The following is a 12,996-nucleotide window of genomic DNA, read 5'->3' on the forward strand; positions in this document are numbered from 1 at the left end:
GTGTATAATGTAATGAATGAACAACCATTCATATAAAGGGGGATTTAATTTTGACAAAACAGATTGAAGTAGAAGTTGAAGGAAGATTAGCAACCGTAACTTTTAACCAGCCTGAAGTAATGAACGCGATGGACGGAGTCATGATGAAGGATCTTGCAGATATCGTGGATCAACTAAAGAATAATTCATCCGTGCATGTTGTACTATTTAGAGGAGCTGGCCGCGCATTTTCTGCTGGCGGTAACGTTAAAGCTATGCTAGATCCAAATGGTCCGATGAAAATGGAAGATGTTATGGCCGACTTATCCAGATTGGCATTGTCTATGTACAGCATGCCCCAAATCACAATCGCATCTGTGCACGGTGCAGCAGCTGGACTTGGATGCAGTATCGCCATTGCATGCGATATCGTCATTGCAGAAGAATCCAGTAAAATTGCAATGAACTTTATCGGCATCGGGCTCGTTCCAGATGGTGGGGGTCACTTCTTCCTTAAGGAACGCGTAGGCACAACCAGAGCGAAACAACTCATTTGGTCCGGGAAAGTACTGGATGGAAAAAGTGCAATGCATATCGGACTCGTTGATGAAGTGGTAGCGGACGGAGAAGCTTGGAATACGGCACAACAACGTGCTCAAGTTATCCTACACTCCCCAACAGCTTCAATGGCCGCAACAAAGAAAATACTCCATGCAGCAGGCATCGTTGAACTCGAGAAAATCTTGAAACTTGAAGGCGAAGCACAAGTAGCTATGCGCTCAACTACTGATCATCGCGAAGGCGTACAGGCGTTTATTGAGAAAAGAAAACCGAGCTTCACAGGCCGATAAATGAAAAGAAGACGCGCTATGAAAACTGCGCGTCTCGTTTATATCTATGATCATTTTTGTAATATTATTGATACTTAGCGGCTGTTTCTTTCCATGAGAAATAGCCTTTTTCTATAGCACGCAATAGTAACTCCGCTGAAGCTAAATTTGTAGCGAGAGGTATACCATAGACATCGCATAATCGAAGTAAGGCGCTCACATCAGGTTCATGTGGCTGTGCAGTTAACGGATCACGGAAAAATAAAATTAAATCTAGCTCACCTGTCGCGATCATGGCACCCATCTGTTGATCTCCACCAAGTGGACCCGACATGAGTCGTGTGACAGAAAGATCGGTTTCTTCCATGATGCGTAACCCTGTTGTGCCCGTTGCGTAAAGAGTATGTTTAGCAAAAATCTGCTCGTAAGCAATTGTGAAATTGACTAATTCAGCCTTTTTTTCATCATGCGCAATCAAAGCAATGTTCAAACGAGTCACTTCCTTCTACGATTTCTTCACGAACATAGCGTATCACAAAATTCTGAAAAAATCTTGTGCTTTTTATATAAAAATTTGTAAATGTGCGCAATACAATATACCTCTGCTTAGAATCCTCTTAAAAATAAAACAAAACCCCCTCAAAATGGAGATTTTGTCATTTGTTCATGTATGGAATAATAATAGTTTACCAAGAGGGGAAGCTAGGCGGTGTGTTCGCTCGAGCAAATCTTTTTCTGACAGCAACTGATGACCTTGTTCTTTTGCTGCATCATCAGATTCCGCAGTAAAAGTCTCTTCTGTAATTAATGAACCATCTTTTTCGTACGCTGTAAGTTTGTAGGTTTTCATTATATCGCCTCCATCATCTTTTATTTAGTATACTATGAATCGTGCGAAATGAATAATGATTCAGTAAGTTGAGCTATAAAAAGATCTCTCATGTTAGAATATAGTGGAAGAATATTTATGATTGTGAAACATATTGTCTTTTGGAACGTAGAAAGAGATAGAGAGTATTGAAGGAGATGATGTGTATGGCTTTAGAATTGGAACGGGTGACTAAACGATTTGGCGATTTCACAGCAGTGGATCAGCTGTCATTGACGGTGGAAGAAGGAACGATGTACGGCTTCCTTGGAGCGAACGGTGCAGGGAAGACCACTACATTCCGAATGATTTTGGGATTATTAACTCCGACAGAAGGAAATATTTCATGGAATGGCCGCACGATATCGTATGAAACGAGTCCGCTAATTGGCTATTTACCTGAAGAGCGAGGTCTTTATCCCAAAATGAAAGTGCTAGATCAGTTAATCTTTCTTGGACAGCTGCGCGGAATGAAAAAGTCTGCAGCGAAAAGTGCAGCACTTCACTGGTTGGATCGTTTCGAAGTACCACAAAATACGAATAAAAAGGTAGAAGAATTATCTAAGGGGAATCAGCAAAAGATACAGGTTATTGCTGCATTACTACATAATCCTCAATTACTGATCTTAGATGAACCGTTCTCAGGACTTGATCCAGTTAACGTCGAGATGTTAAAAAAAGCAATCGTTGACTTCCGTAACGGCGGGGCAACAATCCTATTCTCTAGTCACCGCATGGATCATGTGGAAGAGTTATGTGAGCAACTCAGTATTATTCACCATGGCAAACAATTAGTCAGTGGAAATTTGCGTGACGTTAAACGTTCATTCGGCAAACAGAACGTCCGGATTCGTGCAGACTTTCCTTTAATGGAACTTGAAAGCATGGAAGGCGTAACAACAGCTCATCATTCATTGGAAGGTGCAGTCTTTCAGGTGGAGGAAGAACGAGTGGCGCATACGTTGTTGCAGGCAGCATTGCTAAAAGGACCGATTCGTCAGTTTGAAATAGAAGAACCATCTTTGCAAGACATATTCATTGCGAAAGTGGGGAAAGAGCATGCGTGAATTTTGGATTATTTTCAAACAAAGCTTCTTAACTAAAGCTAAAACCAAATCATTTTTCATAACGACACTTATTATGGTAGCAGGGATTTTTCTCTTCGCGAATTTGCCGAGTATTATGGAGAGAGTCGGTAAAATGATGGGGAATGAAGAAGATGATCGTGTACTGGTTGTTGATGAAAGTGGAGTGTTATTTGACCGTTTGCTTGAACAACTTCAGCGAAATGAGCAAGGTATTTCATTAGAGCTGACAGAGGACTCGCCAGATCAGCTGTCAGAGCAAGTAAAATCGGAAGAAATTGCAGCGTTCATGGAATTGAGTTTCGATGCAGATCAAACGATTCAAGCGAATTACACTACAAGCAGTCTAGTAGATCAATTTTTACCTTCTACTCTACAAGACGCATTACAGAACATTCAAACTGAAGTGAAAGCTGAACAGCTCTCTTTATCTGCTGAACAAGTTTCCAAGTTGTTTGCACCCATTCAATTTGAGAAACATAATATTTCAGAAACAGCAAAGTCAGAAGAAGAACTAAACCAGGCTCGTATCTTGGTGTATGTATTGATGTTCGTCATTTACTTTGCCGTTATTATTTATTCATCGATGATTGCAACCGAAGTCGCAACTGAAAAATCATCACGCGTGATGGAAATTCTTATCTCGAGTGTATCACCTGTTAAACATATGTTTGCGAAAGTACTAGGAATCGGATCACTTGGAATTGTACAAATTCTAATTTATGCAGTATCAGGATTCTTAGCTTATAGGCTTTCTGCCACGGGAGAGAAAAATGAGCTATCCGCATTCTTCAGTTTAGAAAACCTAGAAGTAAGTACACTTGTTTACGCCGTGATATTCTTCTTACTCGGCTATTTCTTATACGCTACACTGGCAGCCTTGCTTGGTTCATTAGTGAGCCGTACAGAAGATGTTCAGCAAATGATTATGCCGATGTCGTTGCTGATCGTTGCAGCCTTCATCATCGCAGCAACTGGACTTGGGAATCCAGAATTGGGCTACTTGAAAATCGCTTCGTTCATCCCATTCTTCGCTCCACTTGTCATGTTCCTACGAGTAGGCATGCTTGACTTGCCTTTATGGGAGCCTTTGCTCTCGATAGGCATTATGGTGGTGACTATCTTGATCCTCGGCTGGTTCGGATCAAAAGTGTATCGTGGCGGTGTCTTGATGTATGGGCCATCACGTTCGCTGAAAGATTTGAAGAAGGCTGTTCAGCTAGGAAAAGAATAGACTTACGTGTCCCAAGAAGTCACGGTGCTTCTTGGGGCATTTTTGCGTGGATTCAAGTTCAAAGTCTTAATGAGAATATTGGGGTGGATCAATTAGAGAGTGCGGGAGGATTGAGCCTCAGCGTCCGTCTCAATCCTAGTTTTATTGTAGATGTATGAAGATCGCTCTTTGGCGATAGCGTATTAATTGGTTATGTTTTTCAACTTAGTTAAGTTCAGTGCAGAAATCTACTTAACTATTACTCTAACCTACCCATTCAGAAAGAGACACTAGTTGATCGTAAGTGTAGGGCGGCGACTCCCGGAGGATCAGCGTGAGCCTTGAGACCCTGGACTGAACGAAGTGAGGGAAGCGGCTCAAGCCACGCCCTCGGGAAAGCGTCCGCCCGGAACGTCGATCAACGATGCACGCTAGTTATATTTGTTTAACCACCTTTCCCTCAATTGAACGAATATGGTAAAATAAGAACGAGTATTCGTGGAAGAGGTGCGACCTATGGAACCCATACGTTTTTTACATACAGCCGACCTGCACTTGGACAGCCCCTTTAAAGGCATGGCCGCAGCAGGTCCAGACGAGCTAGCCAGATTGCAACAGTCCACATTCGCTGCATTCGACCGAATTATAGCCTACGCAGTCAAAGAGCGACCGGATTTCATTGTCATTGTCGGCGATATTTACGACGGGGAAGACCGTAGCTTGCGTGCGCAAATTCGTTTCCAGCAAGGTATGCAACAACTTCAAAAAGTGAATATCCCTGTCTATCTATCATACGGAAATCATGATAACTTGTCGGGCAGATGGACTAGAGTTTCGTTGCCTGAAAATGTCCACGTGTTTTCTGAACAAGTGGAACAAAAACAATTGGTTATCCGTGACGAGATAATATACTTACACGGCTTCAGCTATCCGCAGCGCCATGTGAAAGAACCAATGATTAGGGATTATCCGGAAGCTACTGACGGAATACATATCGGTCTATTACACGGAAGTGTGGCAGGAGATGTAGAGCACGCTGTCTATGCGCCGTTTACAGTCAGTGAATTGCAGGATAAGCACTACCACTACTGGGCGCTTGGGCATATTCATAAACGCCAAGTATTATCAGAGGAACCACCAATCGTCTATCCCGGCAATATTCAAGGCCGTCATCGCAATGAACCAGGACAGAAAGGTTTTTACGATGTCCTGTTGACATCGACTCATACATCCATGAAATTTGTAGGCACATCGGATATTGTGTACACTTCATTGACGGTTTCGTGCGAAGGAATTGAATACGCAGATGACTGGATTTCTGCTTGTCAGGAAGCGATAGATCAATTGACAGCGGAAGCCGGTAGTGTCGTCGTAGAGTTAGTGATGGAACAAACAGAAGGCCTGATAAACGACTTGGCTAGAGTGGAAGGGGAATGGCTCGACATTTTGCGAGAGCAGTATGAAGCTATAGAACCATTTGTGTGGATATCAGCAATTGAATGGCCACCAATTCATGATTCAGCAGTTCCGAATTCATTACTGGAACCGGTGGAAAGAACCATTGCTTCTTGGGAAACGAATGACTGGAATGATTTGGTGAAAGAAGTATACAGCCATAAAGCCGGTCGTTATTTAGAGGCATTGAAGCCTGTGGATTTTGAGCGGTTAAAACAGCAGGCAACTGCATTGCTTGAGAATGAAATGTTGAAGGAGAGCTGAAATGAAAATCCAGAAAATACTTCTTTATGGATTCGGTCAGCATGAGAATCTAGAAATTGATTTGCGCCCCGGTATGAATCTTTTGTATGGACCGAACGAAGCGGGAAAGACGACCATTCAGCAAGCCATCCTTCATATTTTATTTGGATTTCCTCAAAAAAATCAACAGGAGCTGCGCTATGAGCCGAAAACAGGTGGTAAATATGGCGGCTGTCTGTATATAGAAGATCAAGAGTATGGTAATTGGGTGATTGAACGGGTGCGTGGTAAGTCTTCAGGTGATATCTTAATCCGTTTTGAAGATGGGCGTATTATGGAAGAAGCAGAACTAAAGAAGTTATTGAGAGGCTATGATCGACAAGCATTTGAATCCATTTTCTCTTTCTCCTTATTCCAGTTACAAGGTCTCGAGAAGATGGATGAAAATGATTTAAGCCGTACATTACTTGCATCCGGAACGACCGGCCTAGATACACTGTGGAAAGTGGAAAAGAAGATGGAGAAAGAAATGGGTAGCCTCTTCAAAAAGTCGGGGAAAATCCCACAGATGAATAAAAAACTAGCCGAAATACGTGAACTTGAACAAGCGATGCAAAAAGAGCAGCAGAAGCTATCGATGTATGAACCACTTACTAGTCGCGAGCAAGAACTCGACGAGCAAGTGGCGACTTTACGCTTGGAAGAGCAACGTCTTTATAAGCAGTCTGAAGAACAACGAATTGCCATGCAAATTGTTCCGCTACAGCAACAGCGCAATCAATTACTTGAACAACTTTCCCATTTGACCGATACATTCCCAGCGGCGGGAATTCGTCGGTATGAGGAACTAGCTAGTAAACAATCCGAATTGCAATTAAAGAAAACGCGGCTAGAGAAAGAACAAGCGGAATGGCAATCGGAATGGATTGATTTACGGCCTACTAGTGAAAGGCAACAGTTAGAGCGCTGGGTCACACAAGAAGCAGAGTGGCATCGGTTACGGACGGACCGAATTTCTGCTGAACAAGAAATCCGTTTGCTCGAAAAGAAACAACAGCAACTCAGTAATCGTTTAGGATTAACCCCTGATCAGCAGTTGTCGATAGGGAAGATGGACGTCTCCATCCAACGTGAACGCCAGCTTGAACCAATCCTTGAAGAACAGAAAGAGTTGGATCAGCAATTAAAAGCATTGCAACGTCTCCTCGCGGAAGCGGAAAGCGAACGGCAGGAAGCGGAGCAACGAAAAGAACATACTGAACGAATGCGATTGACTGAATCTGAACGACAGAAACTGAAGGCTTTACCCGAACTGCAACGTCGGCTTGCGGAAGCTAAATTCATTGTATCTGCGGCGGATCAGCAGTCATCGAATCAGATGGTTCCAGTAATGATTATGCTCATTGGCCTAGCGATTGGGGCATATAGTGTCTTGCAACAGCAATGGTTGTTCACGTGCCTCGGTATCGTAATGGTGGCGGTCGGTGCTTGGTTATGGAAACAACGACCCAATTCTGTATCAGATCAGCAATCGTTCATTCGAGATAATGAACCGTTAGCAGCAGAACTCGAAAGACTAGCTGAGCGTGATGAGCTACAACAGCGTGACCAACGGCAAGTGGCAGCAGAGATTGAAAGACTGGATCTCAAGTTACAGAAATATGCGGAAGAAATGGAACAACTATATGATCAGAAACAACAAACGGTGAAGAAATGGCAAGACCTGTTGCAAGATGAACCATTCGATTTGACATTTAATATTCAGGAAAGCTTCCGCCTACTGCGCGAGTTCCAGGATGCGGTAATAGATCAGAAAACATGGCAGCAACGTTTACTAACCGCGACGCAACACATACAGTCGCTAATCAAAGAAGTGGAAAAAGTGCTCGGACCTGTCGCAGAAGAAGGTTTATTTGAAAGAATTCGCCAAGAACTACTTCATCAGAATAGCTTGCAAGAAAAGCATCTAAGCAAGCAAAAAACAGTACTTGAAATCAAAAAGCAATTACAAGAAACAAATGAGCTGTTGGAAACGACAACAGCGGAAATTTTACAATTGTTTACTGTCGTTGGCGTATCAGAAAAAGAGCAATTTTATACAGCGTATCAGCAAGATCAAGATGCACAATTGCTGAAACGACAGCTAAAAGAAGTAGAAGCCCAGCTTTCCTTATATAATAAGGAACCATTGGTAAAAGAGTGGACTATACCGGAACTAGAACGACAACGCAGCGAGACGACAAACCGCCTTCAAATCATACGGCAAGAAGTAGAAGCGCTTGTAGATGAGCAAGTCAAAGTAGGACATGAAATCTCACAAATGGGTACCAGCCAGTCGTACAGTGAGCTTCAGCAGTTAGTTGAAGTGCGGAAAGCCGAGTTGGAAGAAATGACAGAGCAATGGGTAATCCGCAAAGCTGTCCGTGAGTCGATTCGACAGACGATGAGTGAGTGGAAAGAACATCAATTACCAGCCGTACTCATTCAAGCAAATAAATGGTTCAGCTATTTAACAGGGGATCGGTATGCGACGGTTGGTTTAACGACAGAAGGTTATTTTGAGGCAGTCACTGCCGAAGGACAAACTTTCATGATCAATGAGCTCAGTCAAGCTACAAAAGAGCAAGCTTATCTTTCTTTACGACTAGCGTTAGCCTATGAATTATCAGAGCGTGCACCGTTCCCAATCATTATGGATGACCCATTTGTTCACTTTGATAATGAGCGACTTTCGCGTATGATAGAAATACTTACAGAGTTACAGCCATCTCATCAATTTCTATACTTTACTTGCCATCAAGAAATGAAGTTTAAATGGCCAAGTGAACCTCATACAATGGAGATTGGACGAAAAGTAAAAGGGGAGATTTACTGATGAAAAAACTACTTGACTATCAAGTCGGCGAAACGATCGACATGTATTTATTGATTAAGCAGGCAACAAAAGGTGTCACACAGCAGGGGAGTCCGTTCATGACGTTGATTCTGCAAGATAAAAGTGGGGACCTTGAAGCAAAACTTTGGGATGCGGGTGAAGAACAAGCCCAGATGTATCAGGGAGCGACCATCGTAAAAGTAGGTGGAGAAATCCATGAATACCGCGGGAAAAACCAACTTCGTCTTAAAGCAATCCGTCCTGTAAAAGAAGATGAAGGCGTGACGATTGCAGATTTAGTACCGTCTGCCGAAAAGAGTAAGGAAGTATTGCTAGACGAATTGATGCAGTATTTCTTTGAAATGAAAAATCCACAAATCCAGCGTGTTACCCGTCATTTACTGAAGAAACATCAGCAGGATTTCGTGTTATATCCGGCAGCTACGAGAAATCATCATGACTACGTATCCGGCTTGCTAGATCATGTAGTGTCGATGCTGAAACTTGGCAAGGCGATTGCGGAATTGTATCCGACGTTAAACAAAGATTTGCTGTATGCAGGCATTATTTTGCATGACATCGGAAAGGTCATCGAGTTGTCAGGTCCAGTCGGCACGCAGTATACGATTGAAGGGAACTTGCTAGGTCATATTACGATCATGGTCAATGAAATTTCCAAGGCAGCAGAAGAGCTGGAGATCGATGGTGAAGAAATAATGTTGCTTCAGCATATGGTGTTGTCTCATCACGGTAAAGAGGAGTGGGGCAGTCCAAAGCGCCCGATGTTGAAAGAGGCGGAGATTCTTCATTATATCGATAATATCGATGCGAAGATGAATATGCTGAACCGCGTCATGTCGAAGACTACGCCAGGCGAGTTCTCCGAGCGCGTATTCCCATTAGATAACCGTTCATTCTACAAGCCTACTTTTGAATAAACTACTATGGAACAGGGCACGCCCCCGTTGCAACATAATGAATTTGTTAAGTTGTGGTTTTACAAGAAGAACGATACATGAAGATACGGGGTTTTTACTTATCATTGTAATAAAATACAAACAGACAAACATTATGATTATAAAAACAAAAGGTCTGCCAGTGGAAGTTATGACTTCCAAGGCAGACCTTTTTCAATATTACTTACCTTCTTCAACTTCCACTTCAGCATCGTCAGCTGGGGCATCTTCTGCAGGTGCTTTTTCGTCAGTTGGTGTTCCTTCTTCAGCCGGTTGCTCTTCCATCTTGAACAAATCAAGTGCAGATTTCAAATCTTCATCTTTAATCTTTACATCTGCTGCTTTCACTAGCTTTGCCACTTTACTCAATAGCTCGTTTTCGTCAGCCTTTTCCATCAATAGTTCATGACGGATTTCTTCTTTCTTTTCATCCGTAATCTTTTCATCGTCTGTTTTGCGCTTTTCTTTTACTTCGATGATATGGAAGCCGTTATCTGATTGAACAGGCTCACTGATTTTACCTGGCTCCAAGTCATATGCAGCGTTCCAGAATTCAGGAACCATTACACCGTAAGCGAACCAGTCAAGGTCTCCACCTTCATCTTTAGATCCTGGATCAGTAGAGTATTCTTTAGCTACTTTCGCGAAGTCTTCTCCCTTATCCAACTTTTCTTTTACTTCATTTGCTGTCTTTTCATCTTCAACTAAGATGTGACGAGCGTTGATTTCAGATTGAGATTCTTCGAGGCGCTTGTTTAACTCTTCGTCAGAAACTTCAATGCCGTCAGTCAATGCAGCTTCTTGCAATTTATTCAAACGAATCATTTTCTTAAAGCTCTCAGGTGTTTGACCTTGTTGAGCTAAGAAAGCTTCGAAGTTTTCACCAAGTTGTTCTTTGTTTTTTTCGAATTCTGCGTCTACTTGCTTGTCGTCTACATTATACTTATCATCCAGAACCTTTTCTAAGATGATCATTTGTAGAGCTTGTTCACCGACAGATGTTTTCATTTCTTGATAAAACTCATCTTTCGTTACATCTCCTGCTTTGGACGTCATAACTTTTTCATCGCCGCCAGAACAAGCGGATAAAGCTGCAACCGAAGCCGCAAGTGTAAATGCTAACATCTTCTTTTTCATGTAATTAACTCCCCTAATCTAAATATAGATTCTGATTATTCTTCAAGTAAACACTATATCATATAACGTATGAAAAACAAAAAGGTTCCATTCATCTGAAACAGCCCAACCGGTTTTTTCTACTTTCGCATAGGATAGAATGTGAAAGGGGGTGCCTTCATGAGCGGTTACTCACAGGGCGGATCAGGTTCATCAGGCTTTGCTTTAATTGTTGTATTGTTCATTTTGTTGATCATCGTCGGTGCAGCATACTTGTATTAAAAAAAGCCCTGCCTCCTGCAATGGGGGCGGGCATACATAGTGTCAGGCGCTAAAGAACACTTCTACATATAAGGATAAAATGAGGATGGTGATCAGAATGTTAACAGTTCGATAAATCTTTGGCTGCTTTTCTTCTGGAATCTCCCTAGATTGGCAAAGAGCAAATGTCATTTTATTAATTTGATATAAGTAGAACAATGAAAATAGAATGGTAATCGCAATAACCATTATAGACCTCCTCTTTCTGCTTCTTTACTATCATAGCAGAATATGTGATCAAAAGGAAAAAACTACACCGTGTAAAGAGCAGGTGATTAAGACTCCACTTTAGATTTTATAAGGTAATCATTTGAATCGACATACGTCTTCTCAATGTTCTGAAAACCGCGTTCGAAAATGTCCATAAAATCATCTCCATAAATGTTACGCAATACGGACATGACCTCTAGGAATTCAGGGAATTTGCCATAAATATCACGAAGGGGAAGAGAACCCTGAAGTACGCTATAATCTTCATTATGGTAATTTTTATTCATCTGGATGAGTAATGCTTTGCCTTTTTCTGAAACCGTCACATAGGTATTGCGTCGGTCATCTTCTTTTTTTGTGAAATATAAAAGCTGGCGTTGTTCCAATTTTTTTGAGAAGTTAAAGGCGGTTGAGACATGCATTACCCCAAACTTTGCGATGTCTGAAATGGTAGCACCTTCTAAATGGTAGGCGATCCATAAAATATGATGTTCATTAATATTGAGTTCATACGGCTTAATCCACTGTTGCCAATCCTTCTCTACAGCTTTCCATAATGCCTTGGACATTTGGGCAACACGCTGATTGAAGATCATGGCGTCTTTACGTGAAATATTTTGATCGGCCATCGAGACACCTGCTTTCTTTCTGTCATTTTATTTATTATACCAAAAAAACAACAAATAAAGAAGACGGAATAATAAAATAAATCAGTTTGAGCGAATATCCCATAGAATGTAGCTGTTTTACTATGGGTACCACTCAATGATTAGCAAGTGAACAACTGGTCACTAAATGGAAATACGTTAGCGAGTTCCAATTGATTTTTCAAGATCATCCAAAGCTGCTTGAATTGCAGAAATTTCTTTCTCTAAGCGCTTCTTATTGTGTTCGGTCGAGCGCTTCCAGTCCGCTACAGAAACTTTCATGTCTTCAACAGTTTCTGGCACAAGCTCTTTTGCTTCCTTCGTTAGATCGGTTACAGACTCTTTTAGATCCGCGACTTGCCCTTTGACATCTTTCAACTTATCCTTCAATTCGAGTGATGCATTTTTGACACTGTCACGCAGTTCACTTCCGGCTTTTGGTGTAGAATATAGAACAGTTACCGCAGAAGTAACAGCACCTGCTGCCAAGCCAATAAAGAATGTGGACGCTTTCATATAGAGAACACTCCTTTTGTATTGTTATTATTTTATTAAAGCATGTTCGTGCATAGTTGAGCAAGATATCAATGAAATATTATACAGCCAAAAGCTTTTCTACTGGTTTGAAGAAGCGGACAGAAGAGTAGAATTCCTCTTGAGTGATGGAGAAAAATAGCGTACGCTTCTGCCTACAACTTCCGCATGTTATTCTTGCAGGCGTCTGGAAATATGGGTAGCTAAATCAGACACTACGTCCATCGGGAACTGCTCTACCTTTGTATCAAATTCTACTTTCAGCCCATCTGATTTATCATAGCGCGGTATTAAATGCATATGGAAATGATAGACTGACTGACCTGCGAAAGATCCATTGTTTTGCAATAAGTTCATTCCGGCCGGGTGAAATTCTTTTTTTAATGCATTGGCAATTTTTGGTGCCACTTTAAATAAATTCGCGGCTTCATCTTCAGTTAATTCATACACATTTTCACGATGTGTTTTAGGAATTAGGAGTACGTGTCCTTTCGTGACGGGCATAATATCCATAAAGGCGATAACATGATCATCCTCGTATACTTTTTCTCCTGGAATCGTTCCTTCTACAATCTTGCAGAAAATACATGAGGTCATTTCTACACATCCTTTCATGTTTGGATGTATTGTAGCATATTTTCAGATAGTTAACGAAGGCGGATAA

Annotated in this window: 14 protein-coding genes; 7 read left to right on the forward strand and 7 right to left on the reverse strand. The window is 41.7% G+C overall.

Features of this window, described 5'->3' with window-relative positions:
* Positions 1–47 precede the first annotated feature (47 nt).
* Positions 48–830, forward strand: a complete 783-nt coding sequence (locus tag CSV63_RS14380) for an enoyl-CoA hydratase (protein WP_099696436.1) — start codon at positions 48–50, stop codon at positions 828–830.
* Between the two features lie 64 nt (positions 831–894).
* Here the strand turns inward: CSV63_RS14380 and mgsA are convergent, their stop codons facing one another.
* Positions 895–1,299, reverse strand: coding sequence for a methylglyoxal synthase (mgsA, locus tag CSV63_RS14385; protein WP_199203674.1), 405 nt, complete (start codon positions 1,297–1,299; stop codon positions 895–897).
* 174 nt (positions 1,300–1,473) lie between these two features.
* A complete protein-coding gene (locus CSV63_RS14390) occupies positions 1,474–1,659 on the reverse strand; it encodes a YhzD family protein (protein ID WP_099696438.1) in 186 nt (61 codons plus the stop codon).
* Between the two features lie 185 nt (positions 1,660–1,844).
* On the opposite strand from CSV63_RS14390, the gene CSV63_RS14395 reads away from it, so the two are divergent.
* The 5 genes from CSV63_RS14395 (at position 1,845) to yhaM (ending at position 9,486) form a co-directional block, all read left to right on the forward strand.
* The gene (locus CSV63_RS14395) at positions 1,845–2,744 is read left to right on the forward strand and encodes an ABC transporter ATP-binding protein (protein ID WP_099696439.1); all 900 of its coding nucleotides are present in this window, start codon (positions 1,845–1,847) and stop codon (positions 2,742–2,744) included.
* Positions 2,737–3,996 (forward strand): ABC transporter permease, encoded by a 1,260-nt coding sequence (locus tag CSV63_RS14400; protein WP_099696440.1) that lies wholly within the window; start codon positions 2,737–2,739, stop codon positions 3,994–3,996. Before CSV63_RS14395 ends, CSV63_RS14400 begins: the two co-directional genes overlap by 8 nt.
* A 495-nt stretch (positions 3,997–4,491) precedes the next feature.
* Positions 4,492–5,694: a metallophosphoesterase family protein gene (locus CSV63_RS14405; protein WP_099696441.1), complete on the forward strand. Its 1,203-nt coding sequence runs from the start codon at positions 4,492–4,494 to the stop codon at positions 5,692–5,694.
* Between the two features lies 1 nt (position 5,695).
* A complete protein-coding gene (locus tag CSV63_RS14410) occupies positions 5,696–8,548 on the forward strand; it encodes an ATP-binding protein (RefSeq protein ID WP_099696442.1) in 2,853 nt (950 codons plus the stop codon).
* Positions 8,548–9,486: a 3'-5' exoribonuclease YhaM gene (gene yhaM / locus CSV63_RS14415; protein ID WP_099696443.1), complete on the forward strand. Its 939-nt coding sequence runs from the start codon at positions 8,548–8,550 to the stop codon at positions 9,484–9,486. Before CSV63_RS14410 ends, yhaM begins: the two co-directional genes overlap by 1 nt.
* A gap of 198 nt (positions 9,487–9,684) precedes the next feature.
* Here the strand turns inward: yhaM and CSV63_RS14420 are convergent, their stop codons facing one another.
* Positions 9,685–10,641 carry a peptidylprolyl isomerase gene (locus CSV63_RS14420; RefSeq protein WP_099696444.1) on the reverse strand — a complete coding sequence of 319 codons (957 nt, stop codon included), beginning with the start codon at positions 10,639–10,641 and terminating at the stop codon, positions 9,685–9,687.
* Between the two features lie 159 nt (positions 10,642–10,800).
* Between CSV63_RS14420 and CSV63_RS14425 the strand changes: the two genes are divergently transcribed.
* The gene (locus CSV63_RS14425; RefSeq protein ID WP_099696445.1) at positions 10,801–10,902 is read left to right on the forward strand and encodes a YjcZ family sporulation protein; all 102 of its coding nucleotides are present in this window, start codon (positions 10,801–10,803) and stop codon (positions 10,900–10,902) included.
* A 42-nt stretch (positions 10,903–10,944) separates the two neighbouring features.
* Here CSV63_RS14425 and CSV63_RS14430 read toward each other — a convergent pair whose 3' ends face one another.
* The 4 genes from CSV63_RS14430 to CSV63_RS14445 form a co-directional block, all read right to left on the reverse strand.
* Positions 10,945–11,130, reverse strand: coding sequence for a hypothetical protein (locus tag CSV63_RS14430; RefSeq protein ID WP_029054118.1), 186 nt, complete (start codon positions 11,128–11,130; stop codon positions 10,945–10,947).
* A gap of 86 nt (positions 11,131–11,216) precedes the next feature.
* On the reverse strand, positions 11,217–11,780 hold the full coding sequence (locus CSV63_RS14435) for an HTH-type transcriptional regulator Hpr (RefSeq protein WP_099696446.1): 564 nt from the start codon (positions 11,778–11,780) through the stop codon (positions 11,217–11,219).
* Between the two features lie 177 nt (positions 11,781–11,957).
* Entirely contained in the window at positions 11,958–12,314 is a 357-nt protein-coding gene (locus tag CSV63_RS14440) for a YtxH domain-containing protein (RefSeq protein ID WP_099696447.1), read from the reverse strand.
* 189 nt (positions 12,315–12,503) lie between these two features.
* A complete protein-coding gene (locus CSV63_RS14445; protein ID WP_099696448.1) occupies positions 12,504–12,929 on the reverse strand; it encodes an HIT family protein in 426 nt (141 codons plus the stop codon).
* Positions 12,930–12,996: the final 67 nt, after the last annotated feature.

The organism is Sporosarcina sp. P34, assembly GCF_002743375.1.
GTDB lineage: Bacteria > Bacillota > Bacilli > Bacillales_A > Planococcaceae > Sporosarcina.

Coding starts and splice junctions, on each gene's coding strand:
- CSV63_RS14410 (WP_099696442.1), top strand. CDS start 5,696: ATGAAAATCCAGAAAATACTTCTTTATGGATTCGGTCAGCATGAGAAT.
- CSV63_RS14435 (WP_099696446.1), bottom strand. CDS start 11,780: ATGGCCGATCAAAATATTTCACGTAAAGACGCCATGATCTTCAATCAG.
- CSV63_RS14420 (WP_099696444.1), bottom strand. CDS start 10,641: ATGAAAAAGAAGATGTTAGCATTTACACTTGCGGCTTCGGTTGCAGCT.
- CSV63_RS14425 (WP_099696445.1), top strand. CDS start 10,801: ATGAGCGGTTACTCACAGGGCGGATCAGGTTCATCAGGCTTTGCTTTA.
- CSV63_RS14430 (WP_029054118.1), bottom strand. CDS start 11,130: ATGGTTATTGCGATTACCATTCTATTTTCATTGTTCTACTTATATCAA.
- CSV63_RS14445 (WP_099696448.1), bottom strand. CDS start 12,929: ATGACCTCATGTATTTTCTGCAAGATTGTAGAAGGAACGATTCCAGGA.
- CSV63_RS14395 (WP_099696439.1), top strand. CDS start 1,845: ATGGCTTTAGAATTGGAACGGGTGACTAAACGATTTGGCGATTTCACA.
- CSV63_RS14440 (WP_099696447.1), bottom strand. CDS start 12,314: ATGAAAGCGTCCACATTCTTTATTGGCTTGGCAGCAGGTGCTGTTACT.
- CSV63_RS14390 (WP_099696438.1), bottom strand. CDS start 1,659: ATGAAAACCTACAAACTTACAGCGTACGAAAAAGATGGTTCATTAATT.
- CSV63_RS14405 (WP_099696441.1), top strand. CDS start 4,492: ATGGAACCCATACGTTTTTTACATACAGCCGACCTGCACTTGGACAGC.
- CSV63_RS14400 (WP_099696440.1), top strand. CDS start 2,737: ATGCGTGAATTTTGGATTATTTTCAAACAAAGCTTCTTAACTAAAGCT.
- yhaM (WP_099696443.1), top strand. CDS start 8,548: ATGAAAAAACTACTTGACTATCAAGTCGGCGAAACGATCGACATGTAT.